Origin of the sequence: Thermoplasma sp. (assembly GCF_023256435.1) — an archaeon.
Classification (GTDB): Archaea; Thermoplasmatota; Thermoplasmata; order Thermoplasmatales; family Thermoplasmataceae; genus Thermoplasma.
In genome coordinates this window covers 20,621-38,783 of sequence record NZ_JAGDXM010000026.1, presented here as the reverse complement: position 1 = coordinate 38,783, position 18,163 = coordinate 20,621, and the positions used below count along the sequence as shown (strand labels likewise).

Annotated in this window: 15 protein-coding genes and 1 tRNA gene; 6 read left to right on the top strand and 10 right to left on the bottom strand. The window is 45.0% G+C overall.

Going from position 1 to position 18,163, the window contains the following annotated elements:
* Positions 1–230: 230 nt before the first annotated feature.
* From Q0C15_RS03355 to Q0C15_RS03340, 4 genes are all read right to left on the bottom strand, one after another.
* A complete protein-coding gene (locus tag Q0C15_RS03355) occupies positions 231–1,541 on the bottom strand; it encodes an aldehyde dehydrogenase family protein (RefSeq protein WP_297216135.1) in 1,311 nt (436 codons plus the stop codon).
* Positions 1,538–2,839, bottom strand: coding sequence for a hydroxyacid-oxoacid transhydrogenase (locus Q0C15_RS03350; protein ID WP_297216131.1), 1,302 nt, complete (start codon positions 2,837–2,839; stop codon positions 1,538–1,540). The genes Q0C15_RS03355 and Q0C15_RS03350 overlap by 4 nt, the downstream gene beginning before the upstream one ends.
* A 4-nt stretch (positions 2,840–2,843) precedes the next feature.
* The gene (locus tag Q0C15_RS03345) at positions 2,844–3,659 is read right to left on the bottom strand and encodes an N-acyl homoserine lactonase family protein (protein ID WP_297216128.1); all 816 of its coding nucleotides are present in this window, start codon (positions 3,657–3,659) and stop codon (positions 2,844–2,846) included.
* A gap of 426 nt (positions 3,660–4,085) precedes the next feature.
* A tRNA-Gly gene (locus Q0C15_RS03340) sits at positions 4,086–4,158 on the bottom strand.
* A 471-nt stretch (positions 4,159–4,629) separates the two neighbouring features.
* Between Q0C15_RS03340 and Q0C15_RS03335 the strand changes: the two genes are divergently transcribed.
* Both Q0C15_RS03335 and Q0C15_RS03330 read left to right on the top strand, forming a co-directional pair.
* The gene (locus Q0C15_RS03335; RefSeq protein WP_110640335.1) at positions 4,630–5,403 is read left to right on the top strand and encodes an S-methyl-5'-thioadenosine phosphorylase; all 774 of its coding nucleotides are present in this window, start codon (positions 4,630–4,632) and stop codon (positions 5,401–5,403) included.
* A 5-nt stretch (positions 5,404–5,408) separates the two neighbouring features.
* Positions 5,409–6,632, top strand: a complete 1,224-nt coding sequence (locus tag Q0C15_RS03330; RefSeq protein ID WP_297216123.1) for an MBL fold metallo-hydrolase — start codon at positions 5,409–5,411, stop codon at positions 6,630–6,632.
* Positions 6,633–6,653: 21 nt separating this feature from the next.
* Here Q0C15_RS03330 and Q0C15_RS03325 read toward each other — a convergent pair whose 3' ends face one another.
* A complete protein-coding gene (locus Q0C15_RS03325; protein ID WP_297216120.1) occupies positions 6,654–7,991 on the bottom strand; it encodes an MFS transporter in 1,338 nt (445 codons plus the stop codon).
* 198 nt (positions 7,992–8,189) lie between these two features.
* Here Q0C15_RS03325 and Q0C15_RS03320 point away from each other — a divergent pair, with 198 nt between their 5' ends.
* Positions 8,190–9,134, top strand: coding sequence for a nucleotidyltransferase family protein (locus Q0C15_RS03320; protein WP_297216118.1), 945 nt, complete (start codon positions 8,190–8,192; stop codon positions 9,132–9,134).
* A gap of 81 nt (positions 9,135–9,215) precedes the next feature.
* Positions 9,216–9,569 carry a DUF6015 family protein gene (locus Q0C15_RS03315; protein ID WP_110640338.1) on the top strand — a complete coding sequence of 118 codons (354 nt, stop codon included), beginning with the start codon at positions 9,216–9,218 and terminating at the stop codon, positions 9,567–9,569.
* 7 nt (positions 9,570–9,576) lie between these two features.
* On the opposite strand, the gene Q0C15_RS03310 is transcribed toward Q0C15_RS03315, so the two are convergent.
* From Q0C15_RS03310 to Q0C15_RS03290, 5 genes are read right to left on the bottom strand one after another with little or no spacing between them, the layout of a single operon-like run.
* Positions 9,577–9,948 (bottom strand): hypothetical protein, encoded by a 372-nt coding sequence (locus Q0C15_RS03310; protein ID WP_110640339.1) that lies wholly within the window; start codon positions 9,946–9,948, stop codon positions 9,577–9,579.
* A complete protein-coding gene (locus tag Q0C15_RS03305) occupies positions 9,948–10,772 on the bottom strand; it encodes an isoaspartyl peptidase/L-asparaginase (RefSeq protein ID WP_110640340.1) in 825 nt (274 codons plus the stop codon). Before Q0C15_RS03305 ends, Q0C15_RS03310 begins: the two co-directional genes overlap by 1 nt.
* A 39-nt stretch (positions 10,773–10,811) precedes the next feature.
* A complete protein-coding gene (locus Q0C15_RS03300) occupies positions 10,812–11,954 on the bottom strand; it encodes a glycoside hydrolase family 57 protein (RefSeq protein ID WP_297216109.1) in 1,143 nt (380 codons plus the stop codon).
* On the bottom strand, positions 11,951–13,060 hold the full coding sequence (locus tag Q0C15_RS03295; RefSeq protein WP_297216105.1) for a glycosyltransferase family 4 protein: 1,110 nt from the start codon (positions 13,058–13,060) through the stop codon (positions 11,951–11,953). The genes Q0C15_RS03300 and Q0C15_RS03295 overlap by 4 nt, the downstream gene beginning before the upstream one ends.
* On the bottom strand, positions 13,057–14,853 hold the full coding sequence (locus tag Q0C15_RS03290) for an amylo-alpha-1,6-glucosidase (protein WP_297216101.1): 1,797 nt from the start codon (positions 14,851–14,853) through the stop codon (positions 13,057–13,059). Before Q0C15_RS03290 ends, Q0C15_RS03295 begins: the two co-directional genes overlap by 4 nt.
* A 105-nt stretch (positions 14,854–14,958) precedes the next feature.
* Here Q0C15_RS03290 and Q0C15_RS03285 point away from each other — a divergent pair, with 105 nt between their 5' ends.
* The gene (locus Q0C15_RS03285) at positions 14,959–16,869 is read left to right on the top strand and encodes a glycoside hydrolase family 15 protein (RefSeq protein ID WP_297216098.1); all 1,911 of its coding nucleotides are present in this window, start codon (positions 14,959–14,961) and stop codon (positions 16,867–16,869) included.
* A gap of 302 nt (positions 16,870–17,171) precedes the next feature.
* On the top strand, positions 17,172–18,095 hold the full coding sequence (locus Q0C15_RS03280; RefSeq protein WP_297216095.1) for an NAD-dependent epimerase/dehydratase family protein: 924 nt from the start codon (positions 17,172–17,174) through the stop codon (positions 18,093–18,095).
* Positions 18,096–18,163: the final 68 nt, after the last annotated feature.

Here is an 18,163-nt window from a genome sequence, read left to right as displayed (position 1 = left end):
AAGTTAGGGGTTTGGGGGAAGCTGTAAATCTCAACAGCTTTAGCTTAGGAGTAGCTCGCAAATTTATGGGAACAGCTGGTAGGATGTGTGGATCTGATTGGAAAAGTTAAGGTCAACGGCTTAGGCAATGATGCCCACGCTCATCGCACTATAGCCGTTGATGATATTATTCATGATCGTCGATATCAATATCTTATCGATATGGAACTGAGAGGGTGGTGCGCATAGCATCAGTTGATCCATACAGTCTTTATGTTGGTGAATTCGATCATACCGTACCTGGATAATTCACGCCCTATACCGCTCTTTTTGACACCACCAAACGGCAAACGCGGATCTGAGGCCACGATCTTGTTGATGAAAACCATCCCTGCTTCGATGTCCGGAACCAGTTTTTCTGCCTCGTCAGGATTTCCCCATATTGAAGATCCAAGCCCAAACGGTGTTTCATTGGCAAGGCGTACGGCCTCATCGTAAGTATCGAAGATCTTCACCACCGCAACTGGCCCGAATATTTCCTCCTGATACGGCACATCTGTTCGAAGAATCGTAGGCATCACTATGTTACCATTAGAATCTCCGCCTATTACGATGTCAGATTTAGGCTTAAGATCTGATATCTGCCTTAAAACTGTCTCCTTCTGTTCTGTACTGGAAAGCGGCCCGAGGAAGGTATCCGGATCAAGGGGATCGCCTATCTTCGTCCTTGAAAACTCCTCCCTCAGGCCAGCTATGAATTCATCAGCTATTTTCCTATTCACTATGAATCGTTTTGATGCAATGCAGCTCTGGCCGTTATTCTGGAGACGCCCAAAAACTGCATTCTTTATGGCATCTTTCAGGTTATAGTCATCAAGAACTATGAACGGATCAGAACCGCCGAGCTCCATAACGAACTTCTTAATGTTTTTGCCAGCCTTTTCTGCTATGGCGGAACCTGTCGCTGTAGATCCAGTGAATGACACGCCATCTACGTACGGTATCATTTCAGAGGCAGTCTTTCCGCTGGTGATCGTTGATCTGAAGGCTTCGGTATCAAAAAGATCCTGGATCTTCAGGCTCGTGCCGGAAACGATAGATGCATGTTTGAGTATCACGGTATTTCCAGCCGCAAGAGCGGGCACGGCTGCACGCATGACCTGCCAGACAGGGAAATTCCATGGCATTATGATGAGAACGGTTCCGATAGGATCGAATCTGATATAGCTCATCCTGGCCTCAGTCTTCACGATCTCCTTAGACAGAAATCTCTCCGCGTTTTCAATAACGTAATCCATCAGCCATATTGACTTCTTTATCTCTGACACGCTTTGAGAGATTGGCTTTCCCATCTCCATGGTCATAAGCTTTGAAAGATCATCGATATGCTGTTCAAAGTTTATTCTTGCCCTTTTGAGGACTTCGATCCTTTCACCCAGATCCTTTCTCCACCTCTTCTGATACTCCTTGAGATTTTTTATCTTTTCCAGCACACCATTCGCATCTTCCTCATCGTAGGTGGCAAGTACCTCTCCAGTGTATGGATTCCTCGTCCTGATCATTTTCCCATCGCTTCCCTGAATAGTAATTCTATGTCTGCCTTATCTACTTTTTTAGGGGAAAGACCTAGCAACCTCTGCTGCGCTAGCGTACCTTCCACCAGTTTATCCAGGTCAGACTGGGTGAAATTCAGATCTGTAAGATTGTCAGGAATTCCTAGTGTATGCAGCAGATTCATATAATAATCAAAAATTGCATCGCCAATCTCTGGCGGTTCGAGGCCATCGCTGTCATATCCCAAGGCAGATAGCACATCAGCAAACTTTTCTGGGACAAAGTTAGAGAGGTATCGGAAAACATAGGCCGCAGGTATAGCCGTGCTTATCCCATGCGGCGATATAGGGTATCCGAAGTCATAGTCTTCCGGGTGCCATCCCTTGATCATTCCGGCGATGGGATAAGCCATGGCATGAGGTATATGGACGCCAACATGTCCGAATCCCATTCCAGCTATGCTTGCAGCCATGGCCATATAATACCTCGCCTCTATATCGAGCGGATCAGCATACGCCCTTCTCAAATATGTGTGAACCCATTCAATAGCCTGTAGTCCAAAAAGGTCTCCTATAGGAGTGCTGCCTGAATAAACTGGTCTTTCATCAGGAGAAACGACAGGAGGCCTCGCCGTATATGGATGAGAAGTATAGGATTCTATGGCGTGGTTTAGAACATCAAGGCCGGTTGAGGCTGTTACCTTCGGAGGCATGGTCAGTGTATTCAGGGGATCTATTATGGCAAGACTCGGCCTTATGAATGGATTGCTTATCCCCGTCTTCACATGGATATGCTCCACATCGAATATGGTTACATTGGTCGTTTCGCTTCCGGTTCCAGCTGTGGTTGGTATGGCAATATGCGGAAGGAGTTCCCCCTCTGGTATCATACCTTTTCCTATGGGCTTGTTTATGTAGTCCATTATGTCCCTCGGATATCTGTAAAGCAAATTGAGTATCTTTGCGGTATCGATCGTAGAACCGCCACCTACTGAGATGAATCCATCAATCTTCATTCCTTTTATATCTTCATATCCTTTCTTCAGCGATTCATCATCTGGTTCCGTCTTCACTCTGTCAAAAATATTGTATTTTATACCTGCATTGTCCAGTGAGGAGAGGATCTTGTTGAACTGCTTTGAATTACTGATCCTGGGGCCAACAACAATCAGTACGCTCTTTAATCCTAGCGATCTGGCATCCTTGCCCACCTCATGGCTTATGTTCATTCCAAATTTTATCTTTGGTACATTGATCACGAACGCATTGTCATTAAATTCTGTAGATACTAGGTAGCTGCCCTTCATGATCTCACTCCACATATTTTGGTGCATGCGGATATTTATCCCAGATTCCAGGATCATGGCTTATTATCAATTTCTGCCTTCGTGCAGCTTCCCGGATCTTCATCTTCTTTATATACGAATTCCATTCCTGTGCATCGGACAAAAGCCATCCCTTTGCCTCGACCTCGTACTCTCTCGGTAAATGGAGGAAGTCACCGGTCATCGTATACCTGTTGCCCTTTTCAGTCTCTACATTCATGACCTGGTGTCCGGCAGTATGCCCACCAGTAAATTCAACTGAAACTCCATCCACTATTTCGAAAACAGGATCATCCAGAGTCATCCATCTTGCCCCCTTCAATGGCAAAAGATCAGAATAGTCGTATGCGCCACTCTTCCCCTGCCATATCATCGATAACGCGCTTTCCAGTTCCCTGCGCTGTACGATCAGAGGAACCTTTGCGTCCCTGAAGACGGATGCCTGCCCAACATGATCCAGATGGAGATGGGAGATTACCACGAAGTCTATGTCCTCAGGTTTCAGTCCTAACAATCCAAGCTGTTTTTCTATATGATTCTCTTCGTCCATCTTTATTATAGGAAAGGCCTCCATCAGGCCTTTTTCATGGGTTTTCATTGCGTCTGGTGATATGCCAGTATCAAAAAGTATTCTGGCCTCTGGATGTTCTATAACTGCGCCTGTTATTGGAATTTCTATCCATTCTCTTTTTGGTTGCCTGTTGCCGTAAGTCATTGCTCCGCCAAGCTGTCCTGGCAGAAACCATCCAATGTCTCCACCTAACCAGCCAAAATCTAGTATATATATCTTACTAGCTTTCATATGATTAATAGCTAAAAATACTATTTAAGATTTATTCAAATATATCAATATATTCATAAATCTATCTGAGATCCACAATTTACCAGAGGGATAACGAGCTCTGCAAACCAATCTTACGCTGAATAATCGAATTTTTCATTTCAACGAAGAGATATATGTCTATATGAATATATCCTGTATAAGCCCCATATTTCGATATCCACAGTCGTAAATTGGGATCGCACAGATCTCATTCCGTATTGCGCCACTTTATTTTCGGAGAGTATACAAAAAGAACCTTCATAGAATTTATAAATCCACCCATCGGTGGAAGCCAGTATATTTTCCTCTTAAAGTTTCTCTCAAACTTCCAATCTCGCCTATAGGCGAAGAAATCATATTCAAATCCATCTCAGTAAGAACGCAGCTAGAACTGCTAGACTGAGATGCAGGTGTCGGGATTTGGACCCGAGTCGAAAGCTTGGAAGGCTCTCGTGCTACCAGGCTACACCACACCTGCAGAAAAGCAAAATGGATATTGAAAAAGGCTAAAAAACTTTTCCCTGCTCACCAGTGCTTAGAGACGATTTCGACGTCTGTCGGAATTTAAAGATAATTTATTGAACAGTACCACCAATAACTACTCCAGATATCAGAGTAGTGCTTGTCGCATCGTCTCATCATTAAAATTATGATTCCAATAGTTTTGAGTGCTCTTTCATGGTCCGAAATTTGTTGAATGAGGAAATTATGTTTTCGAATCCTACATCCTAAGTTAGAGATGATAGGGATATAAGCTATAATATCAGACAGGTTTCATTTTGATCGAACTATTTTTAGTCAATCAGAGTACATGGTACTTCTGATACCGCATTCGATCAACCATGTTCAGATCCGAAACTTCAGCCAGAGGTTGCTTGCTTTTGAAATTTTGTAGTTTTTCGAGAAGAGTTAAATTTTTCTTTACATCTAAATTGAAGTGACGGTAAAGATGGTTTACATAGGTATCATTGGAGGCAGTGGACTTTACGATCTTATGCCTGAATCTGTTAAGAAAGAGATGGATACGCCATTCGGAAAGCCTTCCGATGCAATAGAGATTGGAGATGTTAATGGAGTAGAGGTTGCATTCATTCCAAGGCATGGAAAGAAGCATACCATACCGCCTCATAAGGTGAATTACAGGGCCAATATTTGGGCCCTTCATGATCTCGGTGTTGAGAGGATCATCGGGCTGAATGCCGTTGGTTCCTTAAGGGAAGACTACAAGCCTGGAGAGATAGTGATCCCGGATCAGTACATCGATTTCACCAAACGCCGTGAACTGACCTTCTATGATGGACCTCAGGTGTATCATATCTCCGAGGCCGATCCTTTCTGCCCGGAGATGAATTCTATATTATATGAAGTGGCCAGAAATCTTAAAATCCCAGTTCATAATTCAGGTACATATATAACGATTGAGGGTCCTAGATTCTCAACGAGAGCAGAATCGAAGATGTTCAGGCAATTTGCGGATATAATTGGAATGACGCTTGTGCCGGAGGTAAGTCTGGCAGGCGAGCTTGCGCTGTGTTATTCGGTTATCGCTTCCGTAACGGATTACGATGTATGGTCAACTAAACCGGTTGATGCCAGGGAAGTGATGAACATAATGAAACAGAACGACCGCAAGGTGCGAGACATCCTGTTCAATGCACTTCCTCTAATAAAAAAAGAGAGGACGTGCTCATGCTCTCTTCGTTTAGATAACGCTAAAATGTGATGAAAATGAAATTGAAGTTTTTAGGTGGTGCAGAAGAAGTAGGAAGACTAGGAGTGAAAATAACCGATAGAGATACCAGCGTGATCGTGGACTACGGCGTGATACCGGAGAAACCTCCACAGTACCCGTTGCCTCCAGAGCCGGTAGATGCGATGTTCATAACGCATTCGCATCTGGATCACATCGGAGCAATACCTGTCTACTACCACAAGAGTGAACCTGATCTGTATGCAACTCAGATGACGTTGAACACGATGAAGCCTTTGCTTCGCGATGCCCTCAAGGTCACCAATCTGGAAGGATATCCAGCGATGTTCAACGAGGACGACATAAACAGCGCGCTTGCGAACATGAGGCCGGCAAGATACTTTGAGCCGATAGAGATCGGCAGCATGGTTGCTACGCCGTATCCTGCAGGGCACATACCGGGTTCCACTATGTGGAAGTTCGAAGACGGCATGTCTGTTACGGTTACGGGCGACGTGAACACCATAGACACGTACCTAATCAATGGCGCAAAGCCCATAAAGACGGACGTTCTGATCATAGAGAGTACCTATGCCGGTAAGAACCATGAGAGCAGAGAGGACGTCAGGAAGAGGTTCAGAGACAGTGTAAAGGAGGTCATAGACAGTGGTGGCAAGGTGATCATGCCGGCCTTCGCCGTTGGTAGAACACAGGAACTCATAATGACCATAGCAGACATGGGCTACGATGTTGCTGTGGACGGCATGGGCAACGATATAAGCACCATATATCTCAATACACCGGGCTTCCTGAGATCCAAGAAGGAGTTCCTGAGAGCCCTTAGCAAGGTCAGGATCATAAAGGGCAGGAACATGAGGGAGAATGCCATAAGGAGCGATATCATAATATCGACCTCAGGTATGCTCGACGGCGGTCCAGTTCTTGGATACATTCAGAAGTTGCTGGAAGACGAGAAGAGCGCGATATTCGTCACCGGTTATCAGGTGGAAGGTACAAACGGAAGGAGCCTGCTAGAAAGCGGTACACTCACCATAGCTGGAGTGACTGTGAAGCCTAAGATGCGCGTGGAATTCTTTGATATGTCGGCGCATGCAGGTCACGATGAGCTGGTCAGCTTCATAAAGGCCATAGATCCTAAGAAGATCGTACTTTGCCACGGAGATCACAGGGAGAACCTATTGCCGGATCTGGAAGGCTATGACGTGCTTCTGCCGTACAACGGAAAAGAATACGAAATCTGAAAAATAAATATTTTTAATATTTTATGCCTTTGTGTTCCAGATCTTTTCCAGTGGCTTCTTCTTTGTTTCTGGTGCGAACAGAACTGTTATTATGAAAGCCAGAAACATAAGGGCTGCAAACAGGAACATAGAATGGAATATTGGATACAGTGGAAACAGTACCACACCCATTATCGCACCGACTCTCGATACCGAGGTGGCTATACCCTGTATCGTTGATCTGTAGTTTGTCGGATAGAGCTCCGTCGGATAGAATAGCGTTGCAGCACCAACCCACTGTTCGAAGAGCACAAACGAGAAGAAGAAGGACACAAGTGGTATTATGGATACTATCCTGACAATTGATCCAATGAGCAGAAGTGCGAACATCACGAAGACGCCCATCAGTGTGAGAACACGTCTCCCAATCCTGTCCGCCAGCGCCATGGCAACTATGTATCCTGCTATGGCACCTGCCGCCACGATCATACCGCTTTCAGCTATAACGCGCAGTCCGGCGGTGTTCAGTGCAGTGGCAGCGAGTCCAATCTCCCTTATCATTGTAGGATAGTAAAAACCTATTCCGTAGGAAGCTACATCGAAGAGGAACCAGACGGAGAGCACGAATATGGTCTTAGGTAGGAATCCCGATGCGAACAGATCCCGGAATCTGACCGACTTCTCCTCCTTTCCCTCGGTGAGGCCCTCCATGAGATCCGGCTCCTTGCCCGTTATGTTCTCTATCACCCGGCTAGCCTCCTCCGTCCGGCCATGGCTAACGAGCCATCTCGGCGACTCTGGTATCTGCATCCTCAGAAATATGATCGGAATTGCCACTATGCCGCCGATTATGAAGGTGTATCTCCAAAAGTAGTAGGTGAAGGCGAATGCGTAGTTCATAACGCTGGAAAAGAGCGAACCGAACCAGTACATGCCTACCATGGCATACAGCAAGGAACCACGCCTTTTCACCGGTGCAAACTCAGATACTATCGTTGAACTTATCGGATAGTCCCCGCCTATGCCAACACCAAGCATGAACCTGCTCAGAAACATCATCCAGAAGTTTGTGGCTAGCCCAGCAGTTATGGCAAAAACAACGAAGAGTATGAGGTCAATGCCGAAGATTTTCTTACGCCCAATGCGGTCTGATAGCCTCCCAAGCAACGGGGCGCCAACTATCATGCCGGCGAAGGCCGACACGTTGACGAGTATGTACTCAAGCTTGGTGAATCCGAGCTGCACAGGCATCAGCAGTATGGCCATAGTTATGACTGAAAGGTCATAGCCGTCGAGGAACATACCCATGGATGCTAGCAACTCCATCTTCCTGTGGAACGGTCTCATCCTCATATTGTCCATTTCATCAAAGAATCCCATGAACTATACCTCCATATGCATACGTCCCGCAGCGCTATCAGCGCATGGCAGGTATGAAAAATTACCTTTCCTACATATGAAGATACGCTTTACATATATATAGATTTTTGATGCGTAAAACGGTGAATGCCGATCTGAGACGAAATTTCTCCAGGCATTATGCGTGAAAGAAATATAATGGAGTTGCGATAGCCTTCTATGATCGGTGCTATACTAGCCGGTGGTTATGGCAAACGCCTGAAACCCATAACTGATTCCATACCCAAGGCGCTGGTTGAGATAAAGGACAACTACACCATAATGGATCGCCAGCTTTTCGATTTCAGCGTGATGGGGGTTGAATCGGTCTACATACTTTCAGGATATCTGGGCAATAAGATCGAGGAGAGATATGGAAACACCTTCAGGGATATGAACATCTTCTACCTCAGGGAGGAGAAGCCCCTGGGTACCCTTTATTCCCTAAGGAACCTCATAGATGAGGTCAAGGACGATGATATAGTTCTCAGGAATGGAGACACTGTAACAGATGTCAACTTCCTCAATTTTCTCAAGAAGGCACAGGATCAGAAATACTACATAACGATGTTCGTAACCAAGATGAAGAGCCCGTTTGGCATAGTTGAGACCTTTGGCGACCAGATCGTCAGATTCAGAGAGAAACCAGAACTCGACCATTACATAAATGCAGGGCTCTACTACATAAAAACTGAGGCTTTTCCCTACTTTTTCGAGAAATATGTGGACAGGGATCTGGAAACCACGGTCTTCCCTAGGATGGCCAGAGAAGGTCTTGTCGGTTCATACACCGAGGAAGCCATGTGGATCGGCATAGACAGTGAGAAGGATCTTGAAAGGATAAGGGGAGACTACAGGAATAGGGACGACTTTCCATGGGGCTATTCTAGGATACTCTTCGATGACGGCAGATCCAAGCTCATAGAATACTCGATCAAGTCAGGTTCGGATGTAGACATAGACTGCGGCGATGGCTGCATAATGCGCATACAGTCTGGTCTCGGAACTTTTGGAGGATCTCCAGAGGACAAATTCGGCAATGGAGACGTCAGGAGCATGTCTGGCAAGATCCATATAAATGCGCTTGAGAATACGAAGGTCGAATTAATCCTCTCAAAAAAATAAATATAATATATATCTGATACGAAAAGCCATGCTGATACATAGCAAAATTTAAAAATGATCTTAACATAAACATCCGGTTCTATGGGAATCGTAACTAGGGAGAAGCTTCTGCAGGCCCTTGACAACATATACGGGAAAAAGGGCATGTCGAGGCCTGATGTGGAGGATCTTTCCGATTTCGTGCTTTCGTTCTTCGGTTACGATGACTACGTGCTTGACAATGTGCTGTCTCCCGCTGAGAGAGACGTTTTCTACAATCTGGAAGAATATGGGATACTGGAAACATACAGGGAAGAAATATCAATACTTCATGGCAAGGTCTGGAGAGTCAACCAGTGGCGCTACAGGAAGGACAAGATAGATGAGCTTGCATCGGCCAGCGCAGACCGCAAGAATGAGACAAATATATATGATGAGATTTTCAAGGAAATGTAAGTAACCTTTACAATTTTTTTCTGAAGATTAATAAAGGAAAAAGTGCAAGCAGTGGAAGTATTATGGATCCATACTTTGGAGCATCATTTATCAGGTGCAGAACAGGATGTTTTGCCGGATCGTACTTATCCACGTGTATTTCGTATCTGTCTATGTACTCCACTGCATGCACGCTTCTGTTATCCCATGGCATAGTGAAACGCCAGTCGGCGATCTGCCCCTTAGGTTCACCTATGGATCTGCGAAATATTCCGCTTTTTGATATATTCGGCACCTTTCCGTAGACCGGATCATTCTTGTACAACGTCATGCTACCTTCGTTCAGCGCCTTTAGCGCTATGCCATTCCAGAACTCTGATTCCGTGTAGCTCAACTGCATCAGAACTCCTTCAATCCAACCGCCATGGGTTTATTGGCATAGTATGCATAATCTTTTTCGTCCACAGCGATTATTCCAACTGGAACGCTGAATTTATCCACCTCTTCCTTTATTATGTCGTACAGCTTTCCAGTGCCGATCCTGCTGTATATGCGGAACGACAGCACATTTTTTGCTATCTCTTCGCCAACGCCCGTCGCCACTACTGCACCCTTCTCGCCTACATATATCCCCGCACCGGGGATTGGCGAATCTCCGACTCTGCCCCTCAGCATCGGAAATGATCCACCAGTGGAAACCGCTCCGGCAAATTCACCCTCTACGCGTGCCACGGCACCAACTGTATCATGCACCTTCACGTATTTGAAATATATCTTGAATTTATCCGGAATTTCATTCCTCTCGACGTCTTCTTCAAATTTTTTTAGCAGATTCCTGGCCTTCTCAGTCATGGGATCATAGTCAGGATATCCCATGAGCCTTGCGAATCTTATCGCACCATCTCCGGTCATCATTATGTGCGGTGATTTTGCCATCACATCTCTGGCCACCAGTATTGGGTTCTTCACGCGCTCTATGTTTATCACGGAACCGAAGTGCCCAGGGATCATGACCGCTGCATCCATCTGTATGCTTCCGTCGATTCTCGGCACCGATCCGGTACCTGCATTGAAGTCAGGGTCATCCTCCATCTTTATCACGGCACGCACCGCATTGTCCAGTGCACTCAGTTCTTCGGAGGCCGTCTCGGCATAAGTGTTGAGCCTTCCGTTGAAGGAGGGATCTGAACCGACGCCACCGTGGATCAGAAGAACATTCCTCATGATGGGTTATCTGTTTGTCTGTATTAAATTTCATTCGCTTTATTGCATGACATTTTTCCCGTAGTTCTTACCGCAGAGAATATCAAGTGCAGCATTTGTGTATATAAACGCCAGATAGGGAGAACGATATGGATTGAAGTATTCATGAACTGTAAAATCCTGCTCATCGCCTATCGACATATAGTATATCACATCTGATGTCTGGAAATAACCCCACAGATCCCCAAGCTTATCTTTGCATTCCCTTATTCTGTCAAAGGTGCTGACCTGCATAAGGTTGCCCATCCATGCGCTGAGATCCCTGTTCTTATCAGCCCATGACGTTGTCTTTTCGATGCTTATGAAATCTCTGGTCCTGTGCCGCAGTTCGGCCTCGCGTACAAGAATAGTATCGATACCGTATTCCTGGAAATATCTGGGCAGATACTTTAGAAATTCGAATATGCCGGTTTCAGGCCTCTGATGTTCACCAAAGGTCTCGTAGTCCATGAAAAGGTTTATGAGATCGCCATCGGCCAGCGATATCCATCTTGCAAATTTGTCCGCGGTGAGTGGATAATCCTTCCATGATCTGTTGGAGAACCTGAATGATATGTCGTCGCTGAGCGGATAATTCCTGAGGTAGAGGTTTATCCCCGATGGAGCCGCATAGCGGTGATTCACGTTATAACGTGACGATATCTCATCGGTCCCCTCAGCAAGTATGTTCCTGAATCCCATTTTTTTAGCCATTTCAGCTATATGATCATTGTATATCAGCTCGGTGTTCCTGAATGATACTGGATCATAGTTGAAGACATTCTTCAAAGATCTGGTCTGCATGGAAACCTGCCTGGTGAATTCCTCATCGTTCCATATTGATGCGAGGGAATGATAATAGGTTTCAGCCATAAGTTCGCACAGTCCGCTCTTCACGTAATCTTCGATAACGTCGATCACCCTTGGGCAGTACCTTGAAGCCTGCTCCATGAAGGTGCCGGAGAGCGAGAAGGAGGATCGTATTCCATACTCCATAAGATGCTGGGTAGCTGGTATATAGTTGTTCACCGCTATCCTCTTGAATATCTCCTCATTTTTCTCATCCCAGAAGATATCTCTGGTCTCGCCCCTCAGATCGGTGAGGTTGATGGGCCTCAATCTGAACGGCTGATGCAGCTCAAAATAGAACATTACATCCTTCATAATGACTCGTACACCCCCATGGTACTTATTGCAGCCTTACGCCAGGTGAACCTCATAGCCTCGATCCTCCCGAATTCAGACATGGTCTTGAGCAGTCCTGAATGGTTCAGTATTGATATGGTGTAAAGGGCCATCCTGTCAGTATCCCAAAAGTCCGCGGATAAGACATGGTTCAGTGCTTCGCCCACTCCCGTGGTCTTGCTGAGTATGACCGGAGTTCCAGATATCATAGCCTCAAGCACAGTCATTCCGAAGGGCTCTGATATGGCAGGAATTATGAAAACTGACGATCTCTTGTAATAACCTATAGCTCTTCTGAACGATACGAAGCCTGGAAAGTCCATATGGTTTAGGAAGCCGTTTTCAAGTGCAAATCTCTTCATCTCAGGGAGGAGCTCACCGGTGCCTGCAACGGTGAATCTAACATTTCCGTCGAGTTCAAGCACCTTCATGGCGACCTCCATGAAGAACTTCGGGCCCTTCTGGCTCGTGACTCTGCCAAAATACAAAACGTTGCGTTCCCTTTTCTGTTCAGGATAAGATATATATGGTGTGGGATCGACGCCATTGTATATAGTCCTGATTCTTCTGTCATCCGCACCGTAATGATCCACTATCATCCGCTTTGTGAGATTGGAAACGCATATGATCCTGTCAGCGTTTTGTGCCCCTTCCCTCTCCACGGCCATTATTCTCTCCTGCGGATTGAAGAATGCGGATCGATCGAATTCGGTGCTGTGGAATGTTACGACAAGGGGAATGCCATATTTCTCCTTGATTCTCAGACCGGCAGGGAAAGTGATCCAGTCATGGCAATGTACGAGATCTACCCCATCAGGATCAAATGATTCAACAACTCTATCGTTGTAGTCCATCACTGCGTCATAAAAATCATCTATCACGGCATAGCCCGAGATGAATTTGGCTCGTTTCAACCTGATTTTTCTTACATTGAACGGATATTCCGGAAAATCGTAGCCTAGATCCGGCACGTATATGGTCACATTGTGGAAATGGCCAATTATGGAGAACAGGTTGACAGTATGTATGCCGAGCCCACCCGAAAATGCCGGTGGAAGTTCCCAGCCTATAACAGATATCTTCAAGCGGGTGCACCTCTGAGATCCTCAAAATATGACCTGATTATCTCTCCATGGCTCCAGGCCTGCATCATGCATCCCTTGGGTCTGCCCGAGCTGTTGCCATCGAAGATCTCCGGTATCTTCGCCATTGAAAAGAGCGGGAAAAATTTCTCGAACAGATCTCTGACGCTGTATCCCATTCTAACAGCAGATTTGATGAAGACGCCTGCCAGCCATGGCCAGACCGTACCATTGTGATACGCTCTGTCTCTCTCCGGCTGTGGACCGGAGTACTGCGGAACGTAGTCCGGATCATCCGGAGAAAGGCTTCTTAAACCGTATGGCGTTACGAGTTTTTCCCAGGCAAGATCCACCCATCTCCTGTCGTCCATGACAGGGTATGGAAGAAAATATCCGATAAGAAAATTCGGTCTAAGCCTAGTATCGTCCGGATCTGAGACGTCAAGAATTGAGTCATTTTTCACGAACTTCCTTGCGAAGTTCATCTTAACCTTCTCAGCCATATCCGCAAATTCACCTGCATCCGCCTGCCCAAGTTTTCTAGCAGTGGATGAATAGAATGACAGTGCATTGTACCAGAGGGCATTTATCTCTACCGGGAATCCAATCCTAGGCGTTACGGCCTTGCCCCCAATCAGCGCATCCATCCAGGTCAGAGGAGATTCGATGACCCTTATAAAATTATCTTCCATGCGAAACATCTCGGTACCACCAATATACGAATCAAGAATTGCCCTCATATGGGGCATCATCTCTGCAACAAACTTCTCGTCACTGGAGTATTCGTGATATTTCTGAACGGCATATATGAACCAGAGAGGAGTATCAGCTGAGAAATGAAGCGAATCTATGTCCAGAGTATTGGGTATCAATCCACCCTTCATGTCCTTTGCATATTTTTTCAATATCTGTCTTGCAATGTTAAATCTCCTCGATACAAGGAGTATTCCCGGCATAGAGATGAAGGTATCTCTTCCCCATGGGCCGAACCAGTGATAACCGGCTATCATGTCATCATGCATGAGGAAGGACAGTGAATTATATCGAAGGTCATGCAGATCTCCATTGATGGATCTGAAATCCACATATTTTTTCAGAACTTCATCAAACCTTACCCTCACCGCATCCGCCGTAACAGCGATATCAAAACCACTGCCCGGATCCTCTATCGCTATAACCCCTGGATTGTAAAGATCCTCCTCATCGTTGGTTCCTCGCTCCGTCTCCCTTGGATACCTGAAATTATAATACCAATAACGTCTTTCGTAAAAGATTCCGGAAGATAATATGTCCACGTGATATTTCCCATCAGATATCCTTATACCATCCTCGATCTGATCGACTGAAAAATTTCTATCTCCGCTTCTGATGACTCGGTGAAAGCTTCTGAAGGAAACCAGAGGATATAGATAAACCGCATCTGGTGGATCACCAGAAAAGCGATATCTGATAAGGACCGTATCTGAATCCTGATCCATAACCAGAGATTTTGTCACACTGTGGTCATCATCGAATCTAAAAGTGCATTCCGGTATTGGGATCTCCTTGCAGCTATCTATGAACTTGAAACCATCTGGATATACGGTGTCTCTATAATAATTTGTATCCATACTGAATGTTTTATCCTTAAAGCGTATCTCTTCAAATAACTTTGATAAAAGGACGGTGGCGCCGAAATTCGCATGATCTCTTTTCACCAGAATACCGTGATATGTTCTTGTATTTGCAAAGGAATATGTTGAGGAAGCGTAAGATCCATTTGAATTTGTTATGATCCATTCGGCATTAAGATCCATCGGTAATAAAAGTATACAATGCTATTAAATGTATCCAAAAAAGCATCAGCGATCTCATGGACACGTATACAAAAAAGCTATAAGCCTACATGTAGATAAGCCCCCATGGTCAGATATACACCGCTCGGCAATGGGCGGTTACTCGTGGCTTTTGACACTGATTACAGGATTGTTGATTTCTACTATTCAAAATATGCCTCCGAGAATCACTCTTCCGGTCATCCATTCTATTTTGGCGTTTCAGTGAATGGAAATTTTCACTGGATAGACCGAAATTCAATAAAGCATATGGATTATTTTGATCACACAATGGTTTCCGTCATCAATTACAGCCAGGACGGAGTGGATTTTGAAAATAGGGACATGGTTGATATTTATAAGGACGTTTACATCAGACGGGTGGTTGCTGAAAATAAGACTGGAAAGGATGTTAATCTGAAGCTTTTCTTCCATCAGAATTTTTACATATATGGAAATGACATAGGAGATACGGCAGCATATTTTCCAGAATACAGGGGCATAATACATTACAAAGGCGGCAGATATTTTCTGGCATCCACGCTGGATGAATCCGGCAACTTCTGCGATCAGTATGCCACCGGAGTCAAAGACATAGGTGAGTTGAAGGGAACATGGAAGGATGCTGAGGACAATGAGCTGTCTATGAATCCCGTTGCCATAGGATCAGTTGATTCTGTGGTCAGGCATTCAGCAATCTTAAAGCCTGGATCAAAATTCACCATGTATTATTTCATTATAGCTGGCAGAAACATCAACGATATAGAGAACGAATATTCCAATGTTAACGTCCAGTATCTTCAAAAACTTTTACGAAGAACCACCAACTACTGGGAGCTCTGGTCTTCGAAGGTTACGCCGAACCTTGACTCAGACACCACCGCCCTCTACAGGAGATCTCTCTTCGTAACGAAGAGCCATGCGAACGATCTCGGTGCAATAGCGGCATCCTGCGACAGCGATATACTGAAGCTTAGCCACGATGGCTATTATTATGTCTGGCCAAGGGATGCCTCCGTGGCAGCCTATGCACTGAGCATCTCGGGCCACAGCGAGACCGCACGCCGCTTCTTTGCTCTTATGGAGGATTCGCTTTCTGAAGAGGGGTATCTTTACCACAAGTACAACGTAGATGGAAAGATAGCCAGCAGTTGGCTTCCTCATATCATGAATGGTAAATCCATATACCCGATTCAGGAGGATGAAACGGCGCTCGTCGTCTGGGTATTGTGGGAATACTTCAGAAAGTACAATGATATAGGCTTCACAGCGCCGTATTATGAACGGTTGATAACCAGGGCAGCAGACTTTATGACGACATTCGTTGACAGCGATGGCCTGCCCAAACCGTCCTTCGATCTTTGGGAAGAGCGATATGGTATACATGCATATACCGTGGCTACAGTTTATGCCGCTCTGAAGGCAGCATCCAATTTTGCAAATGTCTTCGGAGATCCGGATCTATCAGAAAAATATGATAATGCTGCAGAACGCATGTATCAGGCCTTTGATGAGAAATTCTATTCGGAGGATGTGGGTTACTATGCACGAGCGATCATAGATGGGAAGCAGGATTTCACAGTTGATAGCGCACTTTCATCTCTTGTCATATTCGGTATGAAGGATGCCAGCGATCCTAAGGTCGTCGCTACCATGCAGAAAATATCGGAGGATCTTTGGGTCAACGGTGTTGGAGGCATTGCGAGGTATCAGAACGACAGGTACATGAGGGTAAAGGACGATCCTGCAATTCCGGGAAACCCCTGGATAATAACAACGCTCTGGATGGCAAGATACTACATGAGATTCGGCGACTTCGAAAAGGCATGGAACCTCATCCAGTGGGTGAAATCACACAGGCAGAGATCCGGTATTTTTTCAGAGCAGATCAATCCGTATACCGGAGAGCCTCTCTCGGTGTCTCCACTTGTATGGAGCCATGCTGAATTTATAATATCTCTTATTGAATATTCTGACCTTATGAGGAACAGAACATAAAAGCGAATGCCATAGGCATTCAAAGCATGGAATTCAAGATTCCGTGCTTGATGTTGCCATGGAAAAAGCCGGCAGATCTTAAACTGCGAATAAAGAAGGTTATATCTAACGCCTGTTTTACTTTTTTTTTATAATATATAAATTTGTGTATCAGAGAAATTCAGGAATGCTTAGCAGCTGATTTTCTTCCATAAGACCTTCCGCTGTGTACCTTTTCCTTTACCTGAATATATCGTTCAAAAATTCATCATTCACGCATTGATAGATACAGAATTTTTTATATTGTTTGGCAATTTAAGGATATGGATATTAAGGGAAAGGAAATACTGGTGACGGGCGGAGCCGGCTTCATCGGTTCCAATCTAGTTATAAGACTTGCCAAAGAAAATCATGTATACGTGTTGGATGATCTGCAGACGGGATCAATCCGCAATCTGTCGTCTGTATATAGCGATATTGACTTTGTTAAAGATCGCGTGATAAATCTGAAGGATTACTGCTTCGATCCTGACTACATATTCCATATCGGCCTATATTCATCCTCACCGATGTACAAGGAAAACACATATCTGGTTGGCGATCTCGTGAAGGACATGATCTCTGTCCTGGAGCTCGCAAGGAAGAAGAATAGCAGAGTAGTATATGCTTCGACATCGTCAATATATAACGGTGTAAAGCCGCCGCACAGGGAAGATGTGATACCATATGTTACTGATTTCTATACCGAAGCTAGGTATTCGACCGAACGCATCAGCGAATTATACTCAAAATTGTACAATATAAACGTTTCAGCGATGAGATTTTTCTCGGTATACGGGTACAATGAGAGATCAAAGAAGAAATTTGCAAATCTGGTATCGCAGTTCATGTGGGATATGCATGAGGGAAAGCAGCCCGTTATATATGGAGATGGTGAACAGCGCAGGGATTTTGTCTTTGTCGACGACGTTGTGGATGCACTGATAAATGCGGCCCTGTACAACAGCGGATTCAACGTGTACAATGTCGGAACTGGAAAGAATTACTCGCTGAACGATCTTGTCAAGAAGTTGAACGAACACCTGAAGACAAACATCAAGGCGAAATACGTTGAGAACCCTATGGCCAAGACCTATGTTCATGAAACCCTTGCGGATACGAAAAAGGCGGAGGAGAAGATAAAATTCAAGGCAAAAGTCGGGCTGGATGAGGGGATAGACAAATTGATAAAATATTACGGATACTGATAGAGTTCCAGAAAATAAAAATCATCGAATATTAATACAACTTTATGGATTTCTCTATGGTCGGGAAT